General features: G+C 54.2%; 25 protein-coding genes and 1 tRNA gene. 16 read left to right on the forward strand and 10 right to left on the reverse strand.

The genetic code is table 11. The features are described from left to right. Nucleotides 1-114 precede the first annotated feature (114 nt). Complete coding sequence (locus HB779_RS01590; protein WP_188344086.1) at nt 115-1,527, forward strand: lipopolysaccharide biosynthesis protein; 1,413 nt, start codon at nt 115-117, stop codon at nt 1,525-1,527. Next, complete coding sequence (bspF, locus tag HB779_RS01595; protein ID WP_188344087.1) at nt 1,527-2,810, forward strand: type IV secretion system effector crotonyl transferase BspF; 1,284 nt, start codon at nt 1,527-1,529, stop codon at nt 2,808-2,810. Before HB779_RS01590 ends, bspF begins: the two co-directional genes overlap by 1 nt. Before the next feature lie 9 nt (nt 2,811-2,819). Here bspF and HB779_RS01600 read toward each other — a convergent pair whose 3' ends face one another. The 6 genes from HB779_RS01600 to HB779_RS01625 all read right to left on the reverse strand — a co-directional run bounded on the left by HB779_RS01600 (nt 2,820) and on the right by HB779_RS01625 (nt 8,698). Beyond that, complete coding sequence (locus HB779_RS01600; RefSeq protein WP_188344088.1) at nt 2,820-3,056, reverse strand: BrnA antitoxin family protein; 237 nt, start codon at nt 3,054-3,056, stop codon at nt 2,820-2,822. Between the two features lie 34 nt (nt 3,057-3,090). Beyond that, on the reverse strand, nt 3,091-4,344 hold the full coding sequence (locus HB779_RS01605; RefSeq protein ID WP_188344089.1) for an adenylate/guanylate cyclase domain-containing protein: 1,254 nt from the start codon (nt 4,342-4,344) through the stop codon (nt 3,091-3,093). A gap of 241 nt (nt 4,345-4,585) precedes the next feature. Beyond that, the gene (locus tag HB779_RS01610; RefSeq protein ID WP_188344090.1) at nt 4,586-5,275 is read right to left on the reverse strand and encodes an alpha/beta hydrolase; all 690 of its coding nucleotides are present in this window, start codon (nt 5,273-5,275) and stop codon (nt 4,586-4,588) included. A gap of 296 nt (nt 5,276-5,571) precedes the next feature. Then, the gene (locus HB779_RS01615; RefSeq protein ID WP_188344091.1) at nt 5,572-6,588 is read right to left on the reverse strand and encodes a porin; all 1,017 of its coding nucleotides are present in this window, start codon (nt 6,586-6,588) and stop codon (nt 5,572-5,574) included. 1,401 nt (nt 6,589-7,989) lie between these two features. Continuing rightward, nucleotides 7,990-8,313: an acyltransferase gene (locus HB779_RS01620; RefSeq protein ID WP_188344092.1), complete on the reverse strand. Its 324-nt coding sequence runs from the start codon at nt 8,311-8,313 to the stop codon at nt 7,990-7,992. A 300-nt stretch (nt 8,314-8,613) separates the two neighbouring features. After that, nucleotides 8,614-8,698 (reverse strand) — tRNA-Leu (locus tag HB779_RS01625). A gap of 279 nt (nt 8,699-8,977) precedes the next feature. Between HB779_RS01625 and HB779_RS01630 the strand changes: the two genes are divergently transcribed. Next, nucleotides 8,978-9,568: a YqaA family protein gene (locus tag HB779_RS01630; protein WP_188344093.1), complete on the forward strand. Its 591-nt coding sequence runs from the start codon at nt 8,978-8,980 to the stop codon at nt 9,566-9,568. Nucleotides 9,569-9,604: 36 nt separating this feature from the next. After that, the gene (locus HB779_RS01635) at nt 9,605-10,111 is read left to right on the forward strand and encodes a disulfide bond formation protein B (protein WP_188344094.1); all 507 of its coding nucleotides are present in this window, start codon (nt 9,605-9,607) and stop codon (nt 10,109-10,111) included. A 33-nt stretch (nt 10,112-10,144) separates the two neighbouring features. Here HB779_RS01635 and HB779_RS01640 read toward each other — a convergent pair whose 3' ends face one another. Both HB779_RS01640 and HB779_RS01645 read right to left on the reverse strand, forming a co-directional pair. Further along, a complete protein-coding gene (locus tag HB779_RS01640) occupies nt 10,145-10,702 on the reverse strand; it encodes an HNH endonuclease (protein ID WP_188344095.1) in 558 nt (185 codons plus the stop codon). 109 nt (nt 10,703-10,811) lie between these two features. Continuing rightward, nucleotides 10,812-11,456: a DNA-3-methyladenine glycosylase gene (locus HB779_RS01645; RefSeq protein WP_188344096.1), complete on the reverse strand. Its 645-nt coding sequence runs from the start codon at nt 11,454-11,456 to the stop codon at nt 10,812-10,814. A gap of 75 nt (nt 11,457-11,531) precedes the next feature. On the opposite strand from HB779_RS01645, the gene gluQRS reads away from it, so the two are divergent. Continuing rightward, the gene (gene gluQRS, locus HB779_RS01650; protein ID WP_188344097.1) at nt 11,532-12,386 is read left to right on the forward strand and encodes a tRNA glutamyl-Q(34) synthetase GluQRS; all 855 of its coding nucleotides are present in this window, start codon (nt 11,532-11,534) and stop codon (nt 12,384-12,386) included. A 282-nt stretch (nt 12,387-12,668) separates the two neighbouring features. Further along, the gene (locus tag HB779_RS01655) at nt 12,669-13,553 is read left to right on the forward strand and encodes a DMT family transporter (protein WP_188344098.1); all 885 of its coding nucleotides are present in this window, start codon (nt 12,669-12,671) and stop codon (nt 13,551-13,553) included. On the opposite strand, the gene HB779_RS01660 is transcribed toward HB779_RS01655, so the two are convergent. Next, nucleotides 13,520-14,374 (reverse strand): YihY/virulence factor BrkB family protein, encoded by an 855-nt coding sequence (locus tag HB779_RS01660; protein ID WP_188344099.1) that lies wholly within the window; start codon nt 14,372-14,374, stop codon nt 13,520-13,522. The two genes, HB779_RS01655 and HB779_RS01660, sit on opposite strands and share 34 nt — an antisense overlap. 102 nt (nt 14,375-14,476) lie before the next feature. Here HB779_RS01660 and HB779_RS01665 point away from each other — a divergent pair, with 102 nt between their 5' ends. The 10 genes from HB779_RS01665 (at nt 14,477) to HB779_RS01710 (ending at nt 22,162) form a co-directional block, all read left to right on the forward strand. Beyond that, a complete protein-coding gene (locus HB779_RS01665; RefSeq protein WP_188344100.1) occupies nt 14,477-15,310 on the forward strand; it encodes an SDR family oxidoreductase in 834 nt (277 codons plus the stop codon). A 30-nt stretch (nt 15,311-15,340) separates the two neighbouring features. Then, a complete protein-coding gene (locus tag HB779_RS01670; RefSeq protein WP_188344101.1) occupies nt 15,341-15,538 on the forward strand; it encodes a twin transmembrane helix small protein in 198 nt (65 codons plus the stop codon). Nucleotides 15,539-15,545: 7 nt separating this feature from the next. Then, the gene (locus HB779_RS01675) at nt 15,546-16,127 is read left to right on the forward strand and encodes a cob(I)yrinic acid a,c-diamide adenosyltransferase (RefSeq protein WP_188345739.1); all 582 of its coding nucleotides are present in this window, start codon (nt 15,546-15,548) and stop codon (nt 16,125-16,127) included. Between the two features lie 18 nt (nt 16,128-16,145). Next, complete coding sequence (locus HB779_RS01680; protein WP_188344102.1) at nt 16,146-16,907, forward strand: rhomboid family intramembrane serine protease; 762 nt, start codon at nt 16,146-16,148, stop codon at nt 16,905-16,907. A gap of 197 nt (nt 16,908-17,104) precedes the next feature. Next, nucleotides 17,105-17,854 (forward strand): electron transfer flavoprotein subunit beta/FixA family protein, encoded by a 750-nt coding sequence (locus HB779_RS01685; RefSeq protein ID WP_188344103.1) that lies wholly within the window; start codon nt 17,105-17,107, stop codon nt 17,852-17,854. Nucleotides 17,855-17,874: 20 nt separating this feature from the next. After that, a complete protein-coding gene (locus HB779_RS01690) occupies nt 17,875-18,804 on the forward strand; it encodes an electron transfer flavoprotein subunit alpha/FixB family protein (protein ID WP_188344104.1) in 930 nt (309 codons plus the stop codon). A 99-nt stretch (nt 18,805-18,903) separates the two neighbouring features. Then, entirely contained in the window at nt 18,904-19,785 is an 882-nt protein-coding gene (locus HB779_RS01695) for a 3-hydroxybutyryl-CoA dehydrogenase (RefSeq protein ID WP_188344105.1), read from the forward strand. A gap of 185 nt (nt 19,786-19,970) precedes the next feature. Beyond that, on the forward strand, nt 19,971-21,023 hold the full coding sequence (locus tag HB779_RS01700) for a TerC family protein (protein WP_188344106.1): 1,053 nt from the start codon (nt 19,971-19,973) through the stop codon (nt 21,021-21,023). Nucleotides 21,024-21,044: 21 nt separating this feature from the next. Further along, entirely contained in the window at nt 21,045-21,683 is a 639-nt protein-coding gene (locus HB779_RS01705; protein ID WP_188344107.1) for an exopolysaccharide biosynthesis protein, read from the forward strand. A gap of 2 nt (nt 21,684-21,685) precedes the next feature. Then, entirely contained in the window at nt 21,686-22,162 is a 477-nt protein-coding gene (locus HB779_RS01710; protein WP_188344108.1) for a YaiI/YqxD family protein, read from the forward strand. Between the two features lie 55 nt (nt 22,163-22,217). On the opposite strand, the gene HB779_RS01715 is transcribed toward HB779_RS01710, so the two are convergent. Further along, the gene (locus tag HB779_RS01715) at nt 22,218-24,191 is read right to left on the reverse strand and encodes a CocE/NonD family hydrolase (protein WP_188344109.1); all 1,974 of its coding nucleotides are present in this window, start codon (nt 24,189-24,191) and stop codon (nt 22,218-22,220) included. Nucleotides 24,192-24,481: the final 290 nt, after the last annotated feature.

The raw sequence follows: 24,481 nt of genomic DNA on the forward strand, positions 1-24,481 counted from the left end.
CAACGCGGCCTTTTTCGTTACCGCGAGTATTTCCCGTGCAACTCTCGACCTGTTCGAACCGTTTTTAAAGGTTTACGGAATATACAGCGAGGGATTGAAAAAAGTGGAGCTGCCGTGCGATTTTCTGCGGTAAGAACTGCAGACCGATTTCTGCCAGAAAAACTGTCACTGCGCCTTAATCCCTGGTTGTCGCGCCTGGATCAGTTGCTCGACGGGTCGAATGAACACGCCGTCGCACAACGTGTTTCGCTGATTGCTTTTCTTGTTCGCGTGGTCAGCGCCGGCATTGCTCTCGTTTCGCAGGTTATTTTTGCACGCTGGATGGGGCCTTTTGAATACGGCATCTTCGTTCTTGTCTGGGTCACGGTGGTGATACTTGGCAATCTGTCCTGCCTTGGCTTCCAGACCACTGTCATTCGCTTCGTCCCGGAATATCTGGAACGCGAGCAATATGATCACCTGCGCGGCCTCCTTTTCACAAGCAAGGCATTTGCCGTCAGCATGACGACAGGTGTTGCGCTGGCAGGCGCGGTTCTCATCTATGCCCTGCGCGGCCTGATCGAACCATACTACGTCGCACCATTTCTGGTCGGCCTGATATGTCTCCCCATGATCGCCCTCGGTGATACGCTGGATGGAACAGCGCGCTCGCGCTCGTGGGTGCTGGTTGCCCTGACCCCGACCTATATCATTCGTCCCGTTCTCACCCTTGTGATTATGAGCATTGCCCATATCAGCGGCATGGCGCCTACGGCCATGACGGCGCTTGGCTCCGCCGTTGTCGCAACCTATGGCACATCGGTTCTGCAGTTCTTTGCCGTTCGCAAGCGCTTCGGAGGTGTCGTGCCACCGGGACCGCGTTCGATTCATTTCCGGCACTGGTTCGCCGTGTCGCTGCCGATTTTTCTGGTCGAGGGATTTTTCTTTCTGCTGACCAATGCGGACGTACTGATGGTCGGACGTTATATGGAGCCCGATCAGGTGGCTACCTATTACGCCACCGTAAAGCTGCTGGCACTGGTGCATTTCGTCTATTTTTCCGTCAAGGCAGGTGCGGCCCAGCGCTACTCCGAACTGATGCAGAACTACGACCATGCGCAGCTGTCACAATTCGCCAAGGATACCGCGCGCTGGACATTCTGGCCGTCTCTGGTGATGGCAATCACCCTGCTTGCGCTCGGCAAACCCTTGCTCTGGCTGTTTGGCACGCAGTTCACGGACGGCTATCCGCTGTTGTTCATCATGGTCATCGGCGTTGTGGCGCGTGCCTCCGTTGGTCCGGCGGAAAGCCTTCTGAATATGGCCGGCCACCAGAAAATCTGCGCTGCGGTCTATGCCATCACTTTGGTTGTTAATATTTGCCTCAGTATTATTATGATACCTCTGTACGGCCTCGCTGGTGCTGCATGTGCGACGGCTGCCTCTATGGTGTTTGAAGCGCTTGTTCTGGCGTTGACCGTGTACAATCGTCTCAACATAACAATGTTCGTATTCGCCGGCAGGACATCTGCCAAGGAAGAAATCTGATGGCTGCAATACCGCTTCTCGAAGAACTGGCCGGTGGCCCTTCCTCGCAGATCATTTCGCAGCTGGCTGGCTTTGAATCGCGCGATGCGGCCAAGCAGATTGAGGAAACGCTGGGCAGCCGCGGTGTTCCGCGCAAACTTTCCGTCTATTCCGCCTCTGCCGGTTTCGACCTGACCGAGGAACTGGAGCATCTGGCCTACCGGACAATCGAACCCAACGTCTTTTTCAATCCGCGCTTTCTCGCGCCAGCAATGCCACGACTTGATGACCGTCAGGTGCGTTTCATGGTGATGCGCGATGAGAATGACGTGAAGAGCCGCCTGCGCTTCCTGATGCCCTATACGATCGAGCGCCCCGGCTTCACGTTCTCCTCATCTATCCTGCGTGCCTGGGCAACACCGTTTGGCCCGCAGGGCACACCCCTGATTGATCGCGACGATCCGATTGGCGTTCTCAACGATCTGTTCGATATGCTCGCGCGCAAGCACCTCAAATTTCCGAAAGTGCTTGTTCTCCCTGACCTGCTGTTGAACCGCCCCGTTGCCCAGCTTTTCCGCACGGTTGCGCTGGACCGCGATCTCCCGACTGTAACCATCAACACCGTCGAGCGCCCGTTCCTTGAGAGCACCAAGGAGGGTGATGAATATCTGCGCGAAGCTCTCGGCACACGTCATGCCAAAGAATATCGCCGGTTGTGGCGCCGCCTATCCGAGAAGGGTACGCTAACCTATACGGTCAGCCGCAGCGAAGAGGAAATTCGTGCGCGTCTGGAAGACTTCCTCACACTCGAAGCCAGCGGCTGGAAAGGCCATCGCGGTTCAGCCATGGCCGTTGACCGGTTCCGCGCCGCCTTTGCCCGCGAAGCTGTCAACAATCTCGCAGGCCGTGATCTCGCCCGCATCCATACGCTTGAGCTGGATGGCAGGCCCATCGCCATTCTGGTGGTCTTTGTCGAGGCGGGCCAGGCCTGGACCTGGAAAACCGCCTATGACGAAAGCCTCGCAGCCTATTCTCCCGGCGTTCTCCTGATGATTGAAATGCTCAAGAACCATCTGGATGACCCAAACATCGAACGCACGGATTCATGTGCCGTTCCCGATCATCCTGTTGCCTCGCGCCTGTTTCAGGAACGCCAAACCGTCGGCACGCTGGTTATTGGCCTGACGCCGGGATCCGATCGCGCGGCCCGGCAGGCAGCAGCGCAGATTCACCTCTATCGCCGCACCCAGAACATCGCGCGCCTCGTCCGCGAGCGTTTGCGCGAACTGACGGGCCGGAAATAGACGGCTGCTTCAGATCTTTCCCTGAACAACAACGCGCAAGGCATCATTGATACGGTCTTGCCATCCAGGTCCATCGTTCTGGAAATAGTCAAGGACAGCCCGGTCAATCCGGATCGACACGAGCTCTTTGGCGTTGGGAACAGCCCGGACTTCATATTTGGGCGCTTCGGGCTTGGCTTTCGCCGGCTTGAATAGCGCTTCTGCGGCATCCATCGGATTTGTCGGGCGGCGCGGCGGGGTTGCCATTATTCTTCTCCTCGTTTTATCGCGTTCGACAAGTTCAGGCCAACGCATCCTCTGCAGTAAAACAGTTGCCAGAGAACGCAAAGACGCCAATTTCCTCATCAAGGCCCCTCAGGGCATGTGAACCAAGATTTTCCAGCTTGGACTCACATCCTGATAAATCCACAAAAGCCTTTGACAGCAGAACCGGACGCTTGACCACCTTGGTCAAAGTTTCCAGACGCGACGCAATGTTGACGGCGGGTCCAATGACCGTGAAATCAAGACGTTTGCGTGAGCCGATATTGCCATACATCACGTCGCCGACATGAACGCCAATTCCGTAGCCGAGCGGCTTGCGCCCTTCCCTTATATGCCCGGCGTTCAATACGGCCATGGCAGCGTCGGCCTCGCTGATCGCCCGCAGAAGATTGGTACACGCTTCGGGATTGCTGAGCGGGAAAATTGCCAGAAGCCCGTCGCCCATGAATTTGAGGATTTCCCCGCCGTATTTTTCAATCGGTTCTGACATCGCGTCAAAATAACCGTTCAATAATTCGATCACATCATCGCGCGGCCATGCGTCCGAAATCCCGGTGAAATGGCGCAAGTCGCAGATCAGGATCGCAGCACCGACCGTAACACCACTGCCACGTGTCGTTGCGCCAGCAAGGATCTGCTCACTCGCATGGGGTCCGACATAGGTTTCCAGTAATGTACGGGCAAAGCGGTTCTTCAGCCGGATTTCGCTGACAAGAGCCAAAGCAGGAAGCAGGTCCAGCAGAGCCGCAATATGTTCATCGCTGAAACCGCCGGGCTTGTCCGTTGAAAAGGCGACAACGTGCCGTTTGCCGAGCGTATGATCAATCGGCCAGGCAATGTAGTCCGTGAGCCCTTCGGCCCGCAATTCATCATAGACCGGATATTTCGGCGTGTTGCCGCTCATATCCTCCAGATCACATCGAACCTCGTTCGAACCATTGTAGATGTCATTCAGAGGGCTGTTCAAGTATTCAAAAGTTTGTTCCGCGCCATATTCAAACGTACGGATTTCCGCTTCTGCCAATCCTCTGCGCCACAACATTCGGGCACCGCGCCATTGGGGGTGCTGAATCCTCAAATGCAGAGACGCGCGAGCCACCGGAATATGCACAGCATCAAGTCTTTCGCACAGCTCCACCAGAATGTTGTCGATGAAGCGCTGGTCCCGCGTTTCGATCATCAGCCAATCAAGCAACTCACTGCGCTTGGCTGGCCAGACGCCGCCACTTGCGTGCGGCGAACCCAAAGTCGCGTCCAATAAAGATTGCATTCAAATACTCCGTCATGCGCATAAATGACCGCGGGGCGACGCGTAAATCAAAGAATGCGGTGCCTCTACAGCTCGAAACGCCAAGCTGAATGTGGTCTGTCACGTGTCTGATTATAAGGGGTCAACGAAGAACTTTGCCAACGTAAACTGTTGCCCAGCCCACGCAGCGCTTCCCGCATAAAAAGCCCCAGCATCAGAAAAGGCGCCGGGGCTCATAACGCATTGAAATAGCGTAATTAAATTACTGATACTTGGCAGCCTCGTCGATCAGCGCCGAAACTTCGACCGGTTTTGAGGCCAGTGACGCATGGCTCGATGCCAGCGTGATTACTTTTTTTGCGTTCATCCGGCCGGACATCCACGCCTGATTGGCTGGATGGATCATGCGGTCGTCGCTGGAAATCTGATACCAGCTGTTTTTCGATTTCCAGGCCGGATTGCTGATCTCGTTGCCAAACGTGCTGGCAAGCGGCGCCTTTTGGGTAATGCCCATGACGAGACCTTCGTCGACCGTCAGATCCTGACAGAAACTTTCGTGAAACTTGTCCTGCTTGACCCAGAGATAGCCATCACTATCAGGCGCCAGATTGGGTGCGCCAAGGGGCGGGTTTTTTCCCGTAATGCCGCCGGGGCTTTCGCCCGCATCGGGAGCAAAGGCAGCAATGTAAACCAGACCAGCCACATTAGGCTGGTTGCCAGCCTCGGTTATGACAGCACCGCCATAGGAATGGCCCACCAGCAGCACCGGGCCGCTTTCCTGCGCAATCATTTTGCGCGTGCGTTCGGCATCATCAGCCAGCGAGGTCAAAGGCAATTCGACTGCCTTGATCGATGTGTGACCCAGCCGTGTCAATTCTACGATCACTTTGGCCCAGTGGGCAGCCCCACCCCAAAATCCATGGACAAGAATAATTATTGGAGTCTGTGTCATATCGCGTTCTCCCTAGTAAAAAAATAACTGAAAATGGTACGCCGGGATAAGTGCAGCCTTAAATCGGCGCCCACGCAGAGAACCATATTCCCGCGAGCCCAACAACTGCGTGACAGTTCACGTTGTTTTGTCAGTTTTGATGAATGTTGATGGCGAGAAGGGCAATGCCTCTAACGTCCCGCCAAGCAAAAACGACGGGCATAGGCCCGCCGTTTTCTGCGATTCAATCGACTGGAGGTCATATTGCTTCGCAATTTGACGGCACAGAACAATGCACCGTCAAATGGTTTGACTGCTTAGAAATTGCGCTGGAAGCGCAGGATGCCCTGGAAAGCATCGCCGCCGGAATAGCGGCTATCGTCAAACGAGGTGTAGTTGACTTCCGGTGTGATGGTGAAGCCGGGAACAAGTTCGTACGCCACGTTCAAAGCACCAGCGAATGTGCCGCCTTCTTCATAAGCAGCCTGTGCATTCACTGTCGCCTTGTCGGAAACCTTGGCTGTCACACCACCCCAAACCGCGTAATCGCCATACCATTGTGCAAAGGCATTGCGCTTGTCGCCATCGGAATTATAGCCGCCCATGATGAACGCTGAAACCGTGTCGGAGAACTTGGCATCCAAACGTAGTTTACCGGCAAATTCTTCAACCACTGAGTCATACCCGCCAACCAGCGAGATTTTGCCCCAACCCTGTTCGAACTTCACACCGGCCACAACGTGGGGCATGTAGTCATCAATCACAAAGCCGCTAACACCCTGTTCTAGACCGATCGTGGCCGAGAAACCGTTTGTTCCGGTATAGGTATAGCTGACCTGGTTGTTCTCAAACGCACCATAGGAAATCACGTCATCAGAGATGATGCCGATCGTATAATCTGTCCAGCTCGAGAACTGCGAATCCGACAGACCGATGCGGAACCCGCCAAGCTCGATGAAAGCAGCAGGAAGAACCGCTTCCTGTACACCATTGGTGTACTGAAACCGGGTTTCGGCAAAGGAGCGCAATGTTCCAAGCTCGGTTTCTGAACGGGCATCAAAACGAAGCGTCGCGCGTGAACGCTTCCACCATGTGCCGCGCTCGCCGCCATCGTAGGGATCGTCACCCGCTTTTGCGTCGTAACGAAGATAACCGCCGATCTTCAAGCAGGTTTCCGTTCCAGGAATATAGAAGAAGCCTTTTCCATATGTATCGCAAACGCGAACATATTCGACTGCCTCTGGCTCGGCGACGACAACGGCATCAGCGGCGCGTGCGCCTGTAACAGCGACGAGAGCTGCTGCAGAGCCGAGTAAAAGTGATTTGATATTCATATAGTTAGTCCCCCAAATAGGAATAGTCGTACTTTTGCTCGAACAGGCTGACAGATGCGAAAACAGAATGCACCCAATTTTGTCCAATAAATCTACGAATTATTGGACTTTAGGATGATATTGTTGTAATTTTGTCACAAAACTCACATGGATCACCACTTAATGACCCTATTTCATATTTCAATCGTTATAAATATGGACAAAACTGGGTATTATCTTGCAACCGATCCGATCAAACTTGCAACCGATTCAATCAGAGAAAGTAAGGTTTGACGCAATGCGGCTCGGCTGTGCAATTGCCGAGCGCTTGGCCTTTGGCATAGCAATGATCACGCGTGGCTGGGACGCAAAACGGGCGACACCAACCTAAAAACAAGGCTATAATATCTTCGACAAACTTTGGACGGCCACCTCCAAAAGAATGGAAAGCAATCCTGCCCGTATTCGCTCGATACCCCGGTGAGCGCCGCGTCAGCCCTACCATATATCCCGGCAAACGGAGACTTTTTGTATTCGTTAAACGAAATATGAAGCTTCGGGTTCGAATGATGGTTACTTGAGAGAAATCAGCACGGGTATTGAATTCCGATAAGGAACTCTGGTGTGAGCAATGTGTTCGACCTCATCTCTTTCTTTATTTCATCACCGTCGGCCACACTATCACGTGGCAAATCCACTACGCGTAGCCGTAATCATGCTGCTTGTGACAACTTTTGACCTTGGTCTATGCGCAATGGTTGTCTGAATAGAAACCGTCGTTCGATAAAATAATAAGAAAAAGACGCGACCAAAATCGTAAACCCGAAGACGAGCCCGGTTTTCGCAAAATCATTGAGATTGATGCGCGAGACTATGCCAAGTATCGGAAAATGCCAAAGATACATACCGTACGAAATCTTTCCAATGAAGACCATCGAACGCGCCGATAATAACACGGCTACCCAATTCGCCAAGCCTCCCGCCGTTGTGGCCACAACAAATCCAGCGGTAAATACAGAGATTACCGCGCCCCCCAAGACAGAATGTTTGAGCTCCAATAACCTCGCATCGCGAACCAAGCCAATAAACCAATAAAGAAAACACTATATATTCGAAACCAAGAGCTTCGGCGAAGCGTTAAAAACGCAGTAAAACAACCAATCAAAATCGCATCTGCTCGCGTGTCAAAGCCGTTGTAGATGCGATTGCCAGAAAACTGATACCAAATTAACAACTGCCTCCACGCAAACGCAACAATCAACAGAGCAAGAACTACCCAAGTCGCCCGTTGATATCCCCCAAAGCGGAGTATACCAAGGAGAACGATGGGCCACACAAGATAGAACTGCTGCTCGACGGCAAGAGACCAGGTGTGACCGAGAAGTGTTTCATAACCCCATCCAAAAGCTCTTGCCCAATTCATCAAATACGTTGCGGTGTAAGCGATCGCACTAAAGTGCTCATTCGATTTACTTGAGAAAAGAGCCATAAACGCATAACATCCCAGAAAAAATAAAGGGCAGGAGCCAAGCGCTTAATTCTTCGAAAATAGAATCTAGGGATATTGATATCATTATCTTTTTGCCATTCCAGCAGCAGGTTGGAAGTAATCAGATAACCGCTGAGGACAAAGAAAATATCGACGCCAATATATCCACCCGGCACCACAGTTGGCTGACAATGAAACGCGATCACCATGATGACTGCTAGCGCGCGCAAGCCGTCCAGCGCTGAAATATATCTCATTATCTATCCAAGTTCGGACAACATTCAATCTAGCAATGTCAGTCCCTTTTCAAAAATTCAATAGCAATTTTCGCTTATCTAATCTTGCTTCATAAAATCTGCTGTTGAGCACCTCGTATCGCCAAGATTTACAAAAGCAACCAGCACTAAATGAGCTATATTCGCATTGGCTTGAAAAGTTTAAGGCACGCTAGACTAGGTCGATAGCGGGCTATTTGGACTCGCAGTTGATGTCGTCTTGCACGACTTCATAAAAAAGTAAAAACGGGAAGAGCAGCACAAATAAATTTAATACTGATTTGGTGCCCCCTGCCGGAATCGAACCAGCACTCCTCTCGGAACCTGATTTTGAGTCAGGCGCGTCTACCAATTCCGCCAAGGGGGCCGCAATGAGCGTCAGCCGTGGGCGAACCACAGCCGTAAAAGCCAAATACAGGCAGTCCCCACTTCGGTCAACACCATTCCAAGCTTTTCTGAAGGGATAACATCACTGTGTGTTGCGCAGGAGAAACAGTGGCGATAGAGCCGGATTGACCACCCAAGATCAAACAGCCTGCCTCGTTTTCACCGCCACCACAGAAATTTCGCTGAAATGATTCCGTTTTGTCCGAGCATGGGTTAAGGATCGCGAGCTTTATCGAACAGATCAAACAGGAACCATTTCATGCTGCGCCGACTATATGACTGGACAATGTCTCTCGCCGCCCGCAAATCGGCGGAAGTCTGGCTGGCCTTCATCGCCTTTGTCGAAAGCTCTGTTTTCGTTGTTCCTGCCGATGTTCTCTTTCTGCCAATGGCGCTGGCACGGCCTGAACGGGCCTATCGCTATGCTCTTGTCGCAACAATTTTCTCGGTTCTTGGCGGTATTGCCGGTTGGTTTCTCGGCCACTACGCCTATGAGGCACTGGCCAAGCCGGTGCTCGAATTCTATGGCAAACTCGATGCTTTTGAACAGATGCGCGGATCGACCAGCGCTGACGCGATCCTGCTCCTGCTGATCACCTCGGGCCTTGCCCACCTGCCCCCAATGAAGATCGTGACGATCCTGTCCGGTGCAGCCAATATCAATATATGGTTGTTCATTGTCTCGGCAGTCATCACCCGCGGCGCACGCTTCTTCTTTCTGGCGTGGCTTTTGCGCCGTTATGGCGAGCCAATCCGTCATTTCATCGAAAAGCGCCTCGGATTGATTGCGGCGGCAGCAGCAGTCGTACTGATCCTCCTTTACGCCATACTGCACTATTACAGCTCCTGATTTGCCCGCCCGTTCAATGAGGATGTCAGAACCATCATGACCCCAGCCACCCATTCGCCCCACCTGAAGACAGCTGTTTTCCTGCTGCTTGCCATGATTGTTACAGTCGGCTCAGCCCTCGGTTTCCAGTACATTGGCGGCTACCTGCCGTGCAAACTCTGCCTTGAGCAACGCTTTCCCTATTATGCAGGCATTCCCCTGATGGCGATTGCGGTAGCATCCTCCACGCTCAAATGGCCCGCGGGGCTCACGCGCCTGCTTCTGGCACTGGGCGGTATCCTGATGCTGATTGGCCTCGGGCTGGCTGTGTTCCACTCCGGCGTTGAATGGAAATTCTGGGAAGGTCCAACCGATTGCACCGCCGTCAGCATGTCGATTACGACCAACGCGGGTAATCTTCTGAACGATATGAATTCGATCCACCCGCCAGCGTGCGATACGGCAGCTCTACGCGTGTTGGGCCTGTCATTCGCCGGCTGGAATGCCATTGCCAGCCTGATCCTGGCACTCATCGCGTTTCGCGGCGCAAAAAAGGCGGCTTAAGCCGCCTTCGTAACCATCTGGAGACTGGAGTCGTTACGGCTCCAGTTCGACATCCCAGTAGAGATAGTCCATCCAGCTTTCGTGCAAATGGTTCGGCGGAAACATCCGGCCATTGTTATGCAGGTCATGCACGGTCGGCGGATAGGGCTTTTGCCGGGGCCACATCTTGGCCTTGTCGGGCATCAGCCCGCCCTTGCGCAAATTACAGGGAGAACAGGCCGCAACCACATTTTCCCAGATGGTGGCACCACCGGCGCAGCGCGGCACAACGTGATCGAAGGTCAGATCATCCTCCGACCCGCAATACTGGCATTCAAACCGGTCACGCAGAAACACGTTGAATCGTGTAAATGCCGGTGTGCGCGACGGCTTGATATAGGTTTTCAGGGAAACGACGCTCGGTACCCGCATTGCGAACGAGGGTGAGGAAACCTCATGCTCATATTCTGCAACGATATTCACACGGTCAAGAAAGACCGCCTTGATCGCGTCCTGCCAGGACCACAGCGACAAGGGATAATAACTGAGCGGACGATAGTCCGCATTGAGTACCAGGGCCGGTAACCCGTCCGGCGAGACGGCTATTGTCAAGGAATCACCTCCTAGTCCAACCATCAGGCCCTATTATTGTAAGCTTGAGGTGACAGGAATGTGAAGCGGCATTGCATCGCAGTGTGCAAAAAACCCCGTTATTTCAACTTCATCCCACCGGTGTACCATCCCGGCCACGGGTTGCAGCGTAATAAGCCCAGAAAAGCCGGGCTGCGACACCCCTCCAAGGCGACCAGCGCTCCGCCAAAAGCCGCAGGGATTTCGAATCAGGCTTCACTGATTCGGCATAGGCGTGGGCATAGGCATGCTGCAAAGCCACATCCCCGGACGGAAATACATCCGCATGTCCCGCTGAAAACAGAAGATAAACCTCCGCTGTCCACGGCCCGATCCCCTTCACATTGGTCATGATGGTCATAGCCTCGTCGATGGGCCGGTCGCAGAGATCGAAAAGGTCGAGTTCGCCGGCAATGATCGCCTGGCTGATGCGGGCAAGGGTCGCCTGCTTGGCCCGCGACAATCCCGCCAGCCGCCAGGCTTCCTCTCCAGCGGCAATATAATTTTCCGGCGTCAATGGATCGACATGGTGCACCAATCGCTTCCAGATCGAATCGGCGCTGGCTTTCGATACCTGTTGCGAGACGATCACCGAGGCAAGGCTTTCAAAACCCGGCGCCTGCCTGCGCAATGGCAAGGGTCCGGCGCGCGCGGCAATGGCTGCCAGTTCCGGATGCGCCACCATCAAGGCGGCAAGCCCTTCCGCAACATCGTCAAGCGTGTCTATTCTGCGCATGCCTTGCCACTCACTTTTCATCATCCAACAAACACCGTATCAATCCTGAAGGTCCTCACGCAAGAATCCCAGTTCATGACTGTCCCGGTTTTCCGTTTTGCTCCCAGTCCCAATGGCCACCTGCATCTCGGCCATGCCTATTCCGCCTTGCTGAATCAGCAAATGGCAGGGGAAACCGGCGGACGGCTGCTGCTGCGCATGGAGGATATCGACCGAGAACGCTGCACGCCCGAACTCGAAGCCACGATGCAGGAGGATTTGCGCTGGCTGGGTTTCAATTGGGAAACGCCGGTGCGCCGTCAGTCCGAACATTTCGAAGTTTACCGTGTGTCGCTGGATAAATTGATCCACATGGATCTGGTCTATCCGGCATTCCTCAGCCGTAACGACATCAAGCACGCAGTGCAAAAGGCCACAGCAGAGAATCGTGTTTGGCCCCATGATCCGGACGGCGCAGCACTTTATCCCTTATCCGACCGCACACTCTCCCCAAGTGAACGCGCGAAACGCATGAATGCAGGACGCGCATTTTCATGGCGTCTCAACATGGACCGGGCGATGGAACATGTCAGCCAGACGCTGTTCTGGAACGAGACCGGGAACACCATTCAGGCGCGGCCGCTGGACTGGGGTGACGTCATCATTGCGCGCAAGGACATGCCGACGAGCTATCATCTCTCCGTGGTTATTGATGATGCGCTGCAAGGCATTACCCATGTTGTGCGCGGCAAAGATCTCTTTCACGCCACCAGCATTCACCGGCTGTTGCAACACATTCTCGGGCTCGAACCGCCGATCTATCATCATCATGCGCTGATCCTCGATCAGGATGGCCAGAAACTTTCCAAAAGCCGGAAGGATACCGCATTGCGCTCCTTGCGTCTGGAAGGGATGACGCCTCAACAGATTCGCGAACGCGTTGGGCTTTAGGGTCAACCATCACAGAATATGGCTCCCACCCTCCCCCAACGTGGGGAGGGTCGCTGCGCAGCGGCGGGGTGGGGGGACTCACAACCGCCACGCTCTCTTACGTTTCAGATTTGTTATTCCCCCCACCCCGGACCTGACGGTCCGACCCTCCCCACGTTGGGGGAGGGTAAAGTGGAGGCACCGCTGCATTCTCAGCGCCGCCCACGGAAACAACATCTGGTTGTCAGTCGGTTGTTGGTATAGACACCACAGCAACACATCCATTGATCCGGTTCACCCATCATGCCCGTTCGTTATTTCCCAGCCCTGTTTGTCCTGTTGTGGGCCACCGGTTTCATCGGGGCCCGCTATGCCATGCCGTATATGGAACCGTTTTTGTTTCTGACAATAAGGTTTGTCATCGCTGGCGCCATACTGGGCACGTGGGTTGTATTGGCAGGAAATCACTGGCCAAGCCGTCTCGGCGCGATGCACGCCATTATCGCGGGCTGCCTGATCCACGGTGTTTATCTCGGTGCGGTGTTCTGGGCCATTCATCGCGGCCTGCCTGCAGGCATGTCGGCCCTCGTTGTCGGGCTGCAACCGCTGATCACGGCACTGATTGCCGGAGCGTTCCTTAGCGAAAAAATCCAGCCGCGCCATTGGGCCGGGCTGGCCGTCGGTTTTATCGGTGTCGCCATGGTTCTCTGGCCAAAACTTTCCGTCTCTGCCGATGGCATCACGCCCGCAACAGTCAGCGCATCAATCCTCTCGGTGCTCGCCATCAGCGCCGGGACAGTCTGGCAAAAACGCTTTGTCGGCACGATTGATCTGAAGGCGGGGACAACGCTGCAATATCTCGGTGCGGCCGTCCTGACGGGCATCTGTTCGCTGCTGTTCGAGACACATGTTGTGATCTGGGCCGCACCCCTGGGCTTTGCCATGCTCTGGCTGGTGATGGTGCTGTCGATCGGGGCAGTGCTTCTCTTGATGATCCTGATCAATCAGGGCGCGGTATCGAAGGTCGCCTCGCTGTTCTATCTCGTGCCCGGCGTTACCGCGTTGATGGCCTACGCGCTTTTCGGTGAAACATTGACGCTGTTCCAGCTCTGCGGCATGGCCGTCGCCACGCTCGGCGTTGCCCTGTCCACGGGTCAGAGACGCTTGGCAACCCTGCCCTCACGATAATGGATGATGGCTGCGTTGACCTCGGCACCGATAATGAAAATCGCGGCGATAATATAGAGGAAGACGATGGCGACCATGATGGAAGCAAGACCCGCATAGGTCGTGACATAGGACGCAAAAGTTTCAAGGTAACTCGCAAAGATCGTCGCGCCGATGGTCCATGCGAGCAGCGTCAGAAAAATGCCTGGCAGGATGTCGACAAGTCTGCGCCGCCCGGCAGGCAGCCAAAGATGCACGACCAGCAGCCCGACGATCAGCACGGCTGAGGCGATGCAATAGCGCCAGAAACCGATAGTACCCGACAGAAGATCAAGTTCGGGTATCCACCGTGTCGCGATGCGCAATGCCAGCGGCGCAAGCACCAACAGAAAGCTGATCGCCATGATGCCGATCGTAGCCACGATTACATAGCCCAGGCTCTGCAAACGGCAGTAGATGATCGAGCGTGTATCAACCACCCGGTATGCCCGGTTCAGCGCGATACGCAGCGCCTCGATACCATTGGAGGCAAAATAGGCAGCGGCGATCACGCTGATGGTCAGCAATCCACCGCGCTGGACATTCAGAACATTGCGCACTTCCTGCGCAATGGGCCGGGCAATCACTTCCGGCCACGTGTCAAACACGACATGCACCGCCGTATCGGTAAAAGCACTGGCACCAAGAAAGCTGGCAAGGGACGTGGCAAAAATCAGGAACGGAAACAACGCCAAAATGCCGGAAAGGGCGATGTGGCTGGCAAAAGCCCAGCCGTCATCCGTGCTGAAATGCCTCAATGTATCGAAGGCCACCCGCCGGAGAAAAGCATATACTCTACGCATCAAAAATGGTTTGCCCCTTTGGCTCGTGACATTGCAAGGCATAGGCGAATATGTGAAGTCTTTTTTTGATTTTACAGGTCGGTTTGAACCAATCGGAAAAGAATGACCAGTTCCAGAACGATTTTGATCACAGGATGTTCCAGCGGTATCGGGGCCTATTGCGCCCGCGCACTGAAAGCCGATGGGTGGACTGTCTTTGCAACCGCGCGGCAGGAGCAGGATATCGAAGCTCTTAAAGCAGACGGTCTTTCCGCCTATTATCTTGATTACCGCGAACCTCAATCCATCAAGAAACTTGCCGAGGATGTGCTGGCGCAAACCGGCGGAACACTCGATGCGCTGTATAATAACGGGGCCTATGCGCTGCCGGGCGCCGTCGAAGATTTGCCGATAGAAGGTCTGCGTGAACAGTTCGATGCCAATTTCTTTGGCTGGCATGAACTGACCCAACAGATTGTTCCTGTCATGCGACGTCAGGGACATGGGCGCATCGTCCATTGCTCGTCGATTCTCGGTCTCGTGCCGATGAAATGGCGCGGCGCCTATGTGTCCTCGAAATTCGCGCTGGAAGGCCTGATGCTGGTTCAGCGCATGGAACTCGAGGGGTCAGGCATTCATATCTCCCTGATCGAGCCGGGACCAATTGAATCGCGTTTCACCTATAATGCGCTGAAGCAAATCGAAAAATACATTGACGTCGAGAGTTCCGTGCATCGCGAAGCTTACCGCAAACAGATCGCGCGGCTATCGCAAGGCGGCACAAAATCCCTCGCCAAACTGGGTCCGGATGCCGTTTATGCTGTGCTCAGGCACGCATTGGAAAATTCACGCCCGAAACCCCACTATCTGGTCACACGGCCTGCGAAATTTGCTGTTTTTGCCCGCAGATTTCTGTCGTCGCGTGCGCTATACCGCATGCTTGCCGGCCAGTCCTGAGAAGAAGACTGGCCTGAAAAGGAAAGAACCATGGATATCATCTTCAAGTTTCTGGCGCTGGTCGCCATCGCTGCGGTCACCATTGTGCTGCTGATCGGCCTGCGCAATATGATGAAGGGCGGCGATGCCAACTTTTCCAACAAGATGATGCAACTGCGCATTTTCCTGCAATTGGTCGCGATTATTCTGATTGTCGGTGCGATCTATTTCCACCGCGCTGCCAGCTGAAACCGTCATGGTCAAGCTCAACAAGATTTACACCAGGACAGGCGATGATGGCACAACCGGCCTTGGCAGCGGCGACCGCCGTCTGAAGCACGACCTTCGCGTCGAGGCCTATGGCACTGTGGATGAAGCCAATTCCTGCATCGGTCTTGCGCGACTCTACACAGAGAAAGAATTCCCTGACATCGACGCCATGCTGGTGCGTATCCAGAACGATCTGTTTGATCTTGGCGCGGATCTGGCAACGCCTGACACTTGCAAGAAACTTGATTACGAACCCCTGCGCATCATTGACAGCCAGGTTCTGCGCGTCGAGGCCGATATCGATCTGTTGAATGAAAAGCTGGCACCTTTGCGTTCCTTTGTCCTGCCGGGCGGATCGCCTGCATCTGCCGCACTGCATCTGGCCCGCACTGTCGCTCGGCGTGCCGAACGGCATATGGTGGAGCTGGTGCAGAAGCCGGATGAGATCGTCACGCCAGCAGCACTGAAATACATCAACCGGGTTTCGGATTTTCTCTTCGTTGCAGCCCGCGCCGTCAATGACAATGGCGCAAAGGACGTGTTATGGGTGCCCGGTAAGAACCGCTGAACGGGGGAACGGCGCCGAATGTTCATACCACTCTACGACGCCAACAGCCTCAAATACATCAAACGCCAATATGTGACCCTGTCCCTCATCGGCTTGAACGTTCTTATCTTTGCTTTGACGAGTCTGGCCGGAGCGGATTCCAAAACGGCATCTATCGGTTTTGGTTATATTCCGTCCGTGGCACACCATATGACGGTTCTCCCTGACCAATATGATTTCGTCCCTACATACTTCACCTACATAACTTACGCCTTCCTCCATGCCGACCTCTGGCATATCGGGGGCAACATGATTTTCCTGTGGGTCTTTGGCGACAATGTCGAAGATGCGATGGGCCATATCAAATTTCTCATTTTCTACCTGCTTTGTGCCGCCGCCAGTGCTTTCATGCACGGTGCGCTTGATCCTCAATCCGAGGGACCGCTGATCGGAGCATCAGGAGCGATCGCAGGCGTGGTTGCCGCCTATCTCCTGCTGCATCCGCGTGTTCGGGTGTGGGTGCTCGCCTTTGGCCGTATTCCCTTGCGCATCCCTGCGCTTTACCCTCTCGCCTTATGGGTTGGGCTTCAGTTTGTGATGCTTGTCACCCATGGCGAGGACCGCATATCATGGTCCGGCCATGTCGGCGGCATCATCGCTGGCGCGCTGTTGCTGGTTCCTTTCAAACGCCGCAGCGTTCCGCTGTTTGATCGCGCAATTGTTTCGCCGCGCGCTGTCATTGTCGAGAAGGAGCCGCCGCAAACACCACCGGAAATGCCTTCGACGCGTTGGGGCCGTTAAACCTGCAACTTTCAATCGTTTAAGATCGGACAAAGCGTAAACTGCATGATTGACCTTTACGTTAGTCATATTTACGGTCCCGCACGATCCTGACACGCCCCAGTGTCGTTTTTTTCACCTCAATGTCGGCATCCGGCAAGCGGGTGCCATTGCCCGGCAGTTAAACCTGCTTGCAGTTCTTATGAGAGGGAGTCCCCATGAAAGTCCTCGTACCGGTAAAGCGGGTAGTCGATTACAATGTGAAGATCAGAGTTAAGGGCGATGGTTCAGGCGTTGAACTTGCCAATGTGAAAATGTCGATGAACCCGTTCGACGAAATCGCGATCGAGGAAGCCCTGCGCCTGAAAGAGGCCGGCAAGGTCGAGGAAGTCGTCGTTGTATCCATCGGACCTGCACAGGCTCAGGAAACCATCCGCACTGCTCTTGCCATGGGCGCCGATCGCGGCATTCTGGTCAAGGTCGACGATCTTGTCGAGCCATTGGCTGTTGCCAAGATTTTGAAAGGCATTGTCGACGCTGAACAGCCACAGCTGGTCATTCTCGGCAAGCAGGCCATCGATGATGATGCCAACCAGACCGGCCAGATGCTTGCGGCATTGCTCGGCTGGAGCCAGGGCACATTCGCATCGAAAGTCGAACTTGGCGGCGATAGCGCAAAGGTAACGCGCGAAGTTGACGGTGGTCTGCAGACCATCGAAATCAAACTCCCCGCCATTGTCACGACGGACCTGCGCCTCAACCAGCCGCGCTATGCTTCCTTGCCTAATATCATGAAGGCCAAGAAGAAGCCGCTGGATGAAAAGACAGCAGCCGATTACGGCGTTGACACCAAGCCGCGCCTCAAGGTTCTCAAGACCGACGAGCCAAGCGGCCGCAAGGCAGGCGTCAAGGTCAAGGACGTGGCCGAACTCATCAGCAAGCTGAAGAACGAAGCCGGCGTTCTCTAAGATCAGGAAAGGAATTCACCATGGCTATTCTTCTTTTTGCCGAACATGACAACGAGACCCTTTCCGACCAGACCGCCAAGGCCCTGACGGCAGCACTTGCCATCGGTTCCGATGTGCATGTTCTGGTGGCTGGCAAGGGCGCCAAGGGCGTTGCCGATCAGGCTGCCAAGCTTGCTGGCGTCAAGAAAGTTCTGCTCGCCGACAGCGACGATCTGGCCAACCGCCTTGCGGAAGCCACGGCTGCGCTGATCGTTTCGATCGCAGGCAATTATGACACGATCATTGCTGCCGCAACCACCAACGGCAAGAACATCCTGCCGCGCGTTGCTGCCCTGCTCGACGTCATGCAGGTCTCGGACATCATCGAGGTCATTGCGCCCGATACATTCAAGCGTCCGATTTATGCAGGCAACGCCCTGCAGACCGTTCAGGCGACCGATGCCAAGCGTGTCATCACTGTCCGTACCGCGACCTTTGCAGCGGCTGGCGAAGGCGGTTCGGCTTCTGTCGAAAACGTTTCGGCAGCAGCCAATCCGGGTCTGTCGACGTTCATCGAAGCCAAGCTTTCCGGCGGTGACCGTCCTGAGCTGACATCGGCGAAGATCATCATCTCCGGCGGCCGTGCGCTCGGTTCCAATGAAAAGTTCAAGGAAGTCATCCTTCCGGTTGCCGACAAGCTCGGCGCGGCCGTTGGCGCCTCACGCGCTGCCGTCGATGCCGGATATGCCCCGAACGACTGGCAGGTTGGCCAGACGGGCAAGGTAGTGGCACCTGATCTTTACATCGCAGTCGGCATCTCCGGCGCGATCCAGCATCTGGCCGGCATGAAAGACTCCAAGGTCATTGTTGCGATCAACAAGGACGAAGAAGCACCGATCTTTCAGGTCGCCGATTATGGCCTCGTGGGCGATCTCTTCGTCATCCTGCCGGAGCTCGAAAAAGCGCTCTGAAATTAATCGAAAGATTGAAATGAATCTGTATGGCCGGGGTAGACGAATGCTACCCCGGCCATTTAGTTTGTATGATATATAAAACAAACGGATGGAAACATGGCTGGCTCGATCAAAACGGTAGGCATTATTGGCGCGGGACAAATGGGCGGAGGTATTGCTCACGTCTGTGCACTGGCCGGTTATGATGTTTTGATCCACGACCAGTCGGCCGACCAGTTGGAAAAGGCTATTGCTACCGTCAACGGCAACATGGCCCGTCAGGTATCGCACGGCAAACTTGAAGAAGCCGAACGCGTCAAGGGAATGGCAAAAATTCGCCCTGCCCTGCGCATGGAAGACCTTTCAGGCGTTGATCTGGCTATTGAAGCTGCTACGGAAGACGAGACCGTTAAGCGCAAGATTTTTGCCCAGCTTTGTCCCAATCTCAATCCCGAAGCCATTCTGGCCACCAACACCTCATCCATTTCGATCACGCGGCTTGCCGCGACCACAGATCGGCCTGAGCGTTTTATCGGTATCCACTTCATGAATCCCGTTCCGGTCATGAAGCTGGTTGAACTCATTCGCGGCATCGCCACGGAAAACGTTACGTTCGAATCCGCCCGCGCTTTTGTGACCAGCCTTGATAAGACACTAACGGTCTCGGAAGATTTCCCGGCCTTCATCGTCAACCGTATTCTGCTGCCGATGATCAACGAAGCCATCTATGTGCTGTATGAAGGCGTCGGCTCGGTTGAAGCCATCGATACCGCCATGAAGCTCGGCGCCAACCATCCAATGGGACCGCTGCAGCTTGCCGATTTCATCGGCCTCGATACATGCCTGTCGATCATGCAGGTGCTGCATGACGGTCTGGCGGATTCGAAATATCGTCCCTGCCCGCTCCTGGTGAAATATGTTGAAGCCGGCTGGCTTGGACGCAAGGCCGGACGCGGTTTCTACGATTATCGCGGCGAAAACCCCGTTCCAACCCGCTAAGACCAAAGGCATTGACGCGCCGCAGCCGATTCAGATTATTTATTTCAATCAAACCCTTGCATTGATCCCGGTGCCTCCCCAATTCAAGCAGAATTGCAGCACCGGGCCCCTCTGGCGAAAGTTACCGGCTCTTTCGTGATGTCGGAGCTGTAATCTGGAACCGATGCCGGCGGATCATTTTTCACATGGAGCTTCTGTTTGTTGACGCCATGGGCAAGCCCCTATGGATGTGGCTTGGCTTTTTTGCCCTTGTCCTTGTACTTCTCGTCCTTGATCTGGGCGTTCTCAATCGAAAAAATCACGATATAGGCATGCGCCAGAGCCTTTTGCTCTCGGCGTTCTACATCAGTCTTGGCGTCGCCTTCGGCGGCTTCATCTGGTGGGAGCTGGGCAGCGAATCCGGCATGCAATATCTCACCGGCTTTGTGGTCGAGAAAAGCCTTGCGATGGACAATATTTTCGTCATCGCCATGATTTTCGGCTATTTCGCCATCCCCAAACAATATCAGCACCGCGTTCTGGTCTACGGCATTCTTGGCGTGGTTATCCTTCGCGGCATCATGATCGCAGCAGGTGCCGCAATTGTTGAACAATATGAGTGGGTTCTCTATCTCTTTGCCGCGTTCCTGATAATCACAGGCATCCGTATGCTCATGGCCGGCGGCGATGAGTTCGATGTTTCGGCCAATCCCGTTTTCAAATTCATGAGCAAACGCTTCCGGGTGACAAACGAGTTGCACGGGCAGAAATTCATGATCCGCCGGACCGACCCGCATACGGGCAAGTCCAAACTGTGGATCACGCCCCTGTTGCTGGCCCTCGTGATGGTGGAACTGGCGGACGTGATCTTCGCGGTGGATTCCATTCCCGCCATTTTCGCCATTACCACCGATCCTTATATCGTCTTCACCTCTAACATCTTTGCAATCCTGGGCCTGCGCGCGCTGTACTTTGCTCTCGCCAGCCTCATCCACCGCTTTGTCTATCTGAAATACGCACTGTCGCTTGTGCTTGTTTTCATTGGCGGAAAGATATTCGTGGCTGACGCTTTGGGACTGGCAAAGATACCGCCAATGTGGTCACTGTCGATCACACTCGGCATTCTCGCCGCCGGTATTATCAGCTCGCTCTGGAAAACCCGGAACGATGAACCTGAGCCCGGGCTAACGCCGGAATTAACGATGGATGCAGAACGTGTCTCTGCAGCTCCTATCGCTGAGGCAGGTAAAAAAGCATAATCCCATCAACGGAGGACTTATATGAACGCTGACGAAAAACCGTCCAACTGGGGTCCTGCGGGTAACCAGACCGAACGGCGCCTCTCCAGCGTTCTGGTCCAACTTGGTGAAACCAACGCGGACAGGATTTCGCTCGACGATATCCTGTCCGCTCTTTCCGAGCGCGGTTTTGTCGCTCTGTTCATTCTTTTTGCGGCGCTGAATTTGGTTCCTCTGCCGCCGGGTTCATCGACAATCTTCGGTATCCCGCTGATCCTTCTATCGAGCCAGTTGCTGATCGGCATGGAGAACCCGTGGTTTCCGGCGTTCCTGCGCCGCAAATCCATGAGCATCACAACCTACCGGCGGTTTATTCTGAAACTCGAACCATTGCTGACCCGGTTTGAAAAGCTTGCACGTCCGCGTTATTGGCCACTGCCGCAGGCAATCATGGAGCGGATCATCAGTATCCTCGTCCTCCTGTTGTCTTTCCTTGTCGTTCTGCCCATTCCGCTCGTCAATCAGCTGCCAGCGCTCAGCATTGTCCTGCTCAGTATTGGCCTTGGCGAACAGGATGGCGTATGGCTTGGAACCGGTCTGCTTGTGGCGGCACTGGCTGCCGGTTTTGCTATTGGCCTTGCAGCGTCTGTCGGTCTGGCTGCACTTCATATATTTGGTTGAGCATGAACGATCAGAAAACCATTACCATCTATGTCGACGCCGACGCCTGCCCTGTGAAAGCTGAAATTTACCGTGTGGCCGAGCGCTACGGGGTCAAAGTCTTCGTCGTATCCAACTCCTTCATCACCATTCCGCGCGATCCGATGATCGAGCGGGTCATTGTCAGCGACGGCTTCGATGCCGCCGATGACTGGATCGCCGAACGCGTATCGCGCGGCGATGTCGTCGTAACCGCCGACATTCCGCTCGCCAGCCGCTGTGTCAAAGCCGGTGCCGACGCGATTTCACCCACAGGCCGTGCCTTCACCGAGGCATCTATCGGCAACACATTGGCCACGCGCAATCTGATGGATGAGCTGCGCTCCGCCGGGCAGATAACCGGCGGCCCACGGCCATTTTCACCAAAAGATCGCTCGGCCTTTCTGTCTGCGCTCGATCTTGCTGTTGTACGCCTGAAACGAGCTGGGTTTTCTTCTTAGAGCCATGGTTGTGCCCGCCTATACCCGGCACAACCGCAATGTCGCGATTTTCGTATCAATTGAGTGTCATGACAGCCGCTGGATGAGCCCTTGGAACAAGCGGCATATCAAGAGTTGTTTGGGACAGATCCAAGGTCGTTTGTTTTGCGCCATCGCTTTCCCAGCTCCGATACCCCTCGATCCGGAGTGAAATTTTGCTCCCCGGCAGCACCGTGAAATCCCGTGGCATCATCTCCAGTGAAATCGGATAATAGGTGTCCATGGCAATCATCTCCTGCTTTTCCAACCCCTTGTAAAAGCGGGGATTGGCCCAACCCCACGTTACCCTCTTGCCATCAACCAGGAGGGTAGCCTTAAGATATGGCACCCCGTCAAGAAAGCGCGCCATCATGGCAACTTTGATCGTGCCGGCAAAGCGGGTCGCATCAAGAAGGGCTTGGGTCTCAAAAACACCACTGTCGCCGTTTCCATTAAAGCTGACAGGCGTGGACGTAGTTCCATCCCCAGCGTTTGGTGTGAGCAACAAGCCTGGAGCAGGACTGTTCTGGCGAAGATAATAGGACACAACTTCCGTTTTCGGCCAGGCATCTTCCTTTACAAGGAGTTCTCCGTTCGGGATGCAATCCCGGGGCGAATGAGCGTTAGTCCTATTCGTGTCACAATGGCCTACCAGCGTATTGCTTTTATCATTTATGCTCGGGGGAATGAGATCCCCGGCAATTAAATCGCCAGCCGGTGTTTCCCTGACATAAGTGGGCTGTTTTTCGACACCGTTATTCACCCCGTAAAGATAGCGGGAGTACCAGAGAAGAATCTCCTTTTGCCATTCCTTTTGCCAAACCGGATCGTCGTGATTCCGGCTGTGGAACCACAACTGCACGGGCTTCTTCATCTGATATAATGTGTCATACAACTGGACACCGTTTTTTGTCTTCACGTTATTATCGCTCTGGCCATGCGCAATGAGGGTCGCGGCCTTGATCTTGCCTGCCAGCACGAGCGTGTTACGTTCCTTCCAAAAATCGTTATACGCCAACGTCGTGTTGTCGACGCCATCTTCCAATTTCTTCTGGTTGGCTGCGCATATACTTCTTCTGGCGTCCCTCACCGTTCCGGAACTCAAAACAAAGCCAGTAAGACTTACAGAGGCGTCGTCGTTGGGCACAACACCGTTATAGCGCGCGAAATAATCGTACGCATTGCTGATGCCATCCACCGTAACATTGGCTTCAAGACCCGGCACCTCCATAACGGTAGCCATTGTAGACAAGGTTCCACCGTAAGAAATTCCTTCCATGGCGATATGGTCCGTTGACCAGGATGCACGCGCCGCGTCACCCTTTTCGTCCGTTCCCTCAACAAGAGGATCATTCGTCAGCCAGCGCGCGACATCTGCCATGGCTTGACGTTCAGTAGCGTCCATAATCGACGGGCAACCCTCAGATTCATTAGACCCAAGTGAATCCGCATAGACAACGGTGAACCCCATCCGAATATATTGATCTTCACCAAGGAACGGTGCTCGTCTCTTGGACAAATATTCTGGATCTTCGTAATAGATGGAGGGGCGAACGACCACAGGCGTTTTCAAGCCTTCGGCAACTTCCGCTGGCTGCACAATACGCAACGCAATGCGATCCAGCTTACCGTCACCGTCGGTGTCCATCGCCGTCTGAACGTTAACTTTAAACCTCAGAGGCGCACGTTTGGACAACCAGGGCAGGATCATGCCGTCATCCACCATTGGTCCCAGATGGCCGGGGTAAAGCGTTGCAAGTTTGGCATAGGGGACGCCTGTGGGGGAAGTCAGAAACTGCTCACCCACTTCGGGCAATGGCGCTGGCGGAGTGATATTTCCTACTGGTGGCAATTCAGTAATGGTATGCGGCGGAGGTGCATCTAAGGTTGATAAGTCACCTTTGTCGGTAAAGGTCCTCTCCGAAACATCGCTTGCCGGGTCGGGTGAATTGGAGCCGTCACATGCAGCAAGAACGAGCACGGCAAATAGCAATAAATGACAAAATTTCATGGCAATCTTTCAAAAACTTCAAAATAAAATCTACAAAAATCCAATGAGCATCCTCTAACATAGAAAAATCAAATTGTTCAATATATATGCAACACTTTTCAAAGCGTAATTATTAATCACCCGCGATGGCCCTGTTTTGCAGAAGCCGTTTATGTGGTTTGATAGGATGAGCTTCTGAGCCTGCGCAACGGCAAATCATGTACCAAATTTCGGCCTTGAGGCCTCTGTTCCCGCTCAATTGCAACCGAGCTATGCGTCCCTGCCATTGACGAAAGGAGCCGCAACCTCTA

Origin of the sequence: Phyllobacterium sp. 628 (assembly GCF_014189505.1) — a bacterium.
GTDB lineage: Bacteria > Pseudomonadota > Alphaproteobacteria > Rhizobiales > Rhizobiaceae > Phyllobacterium.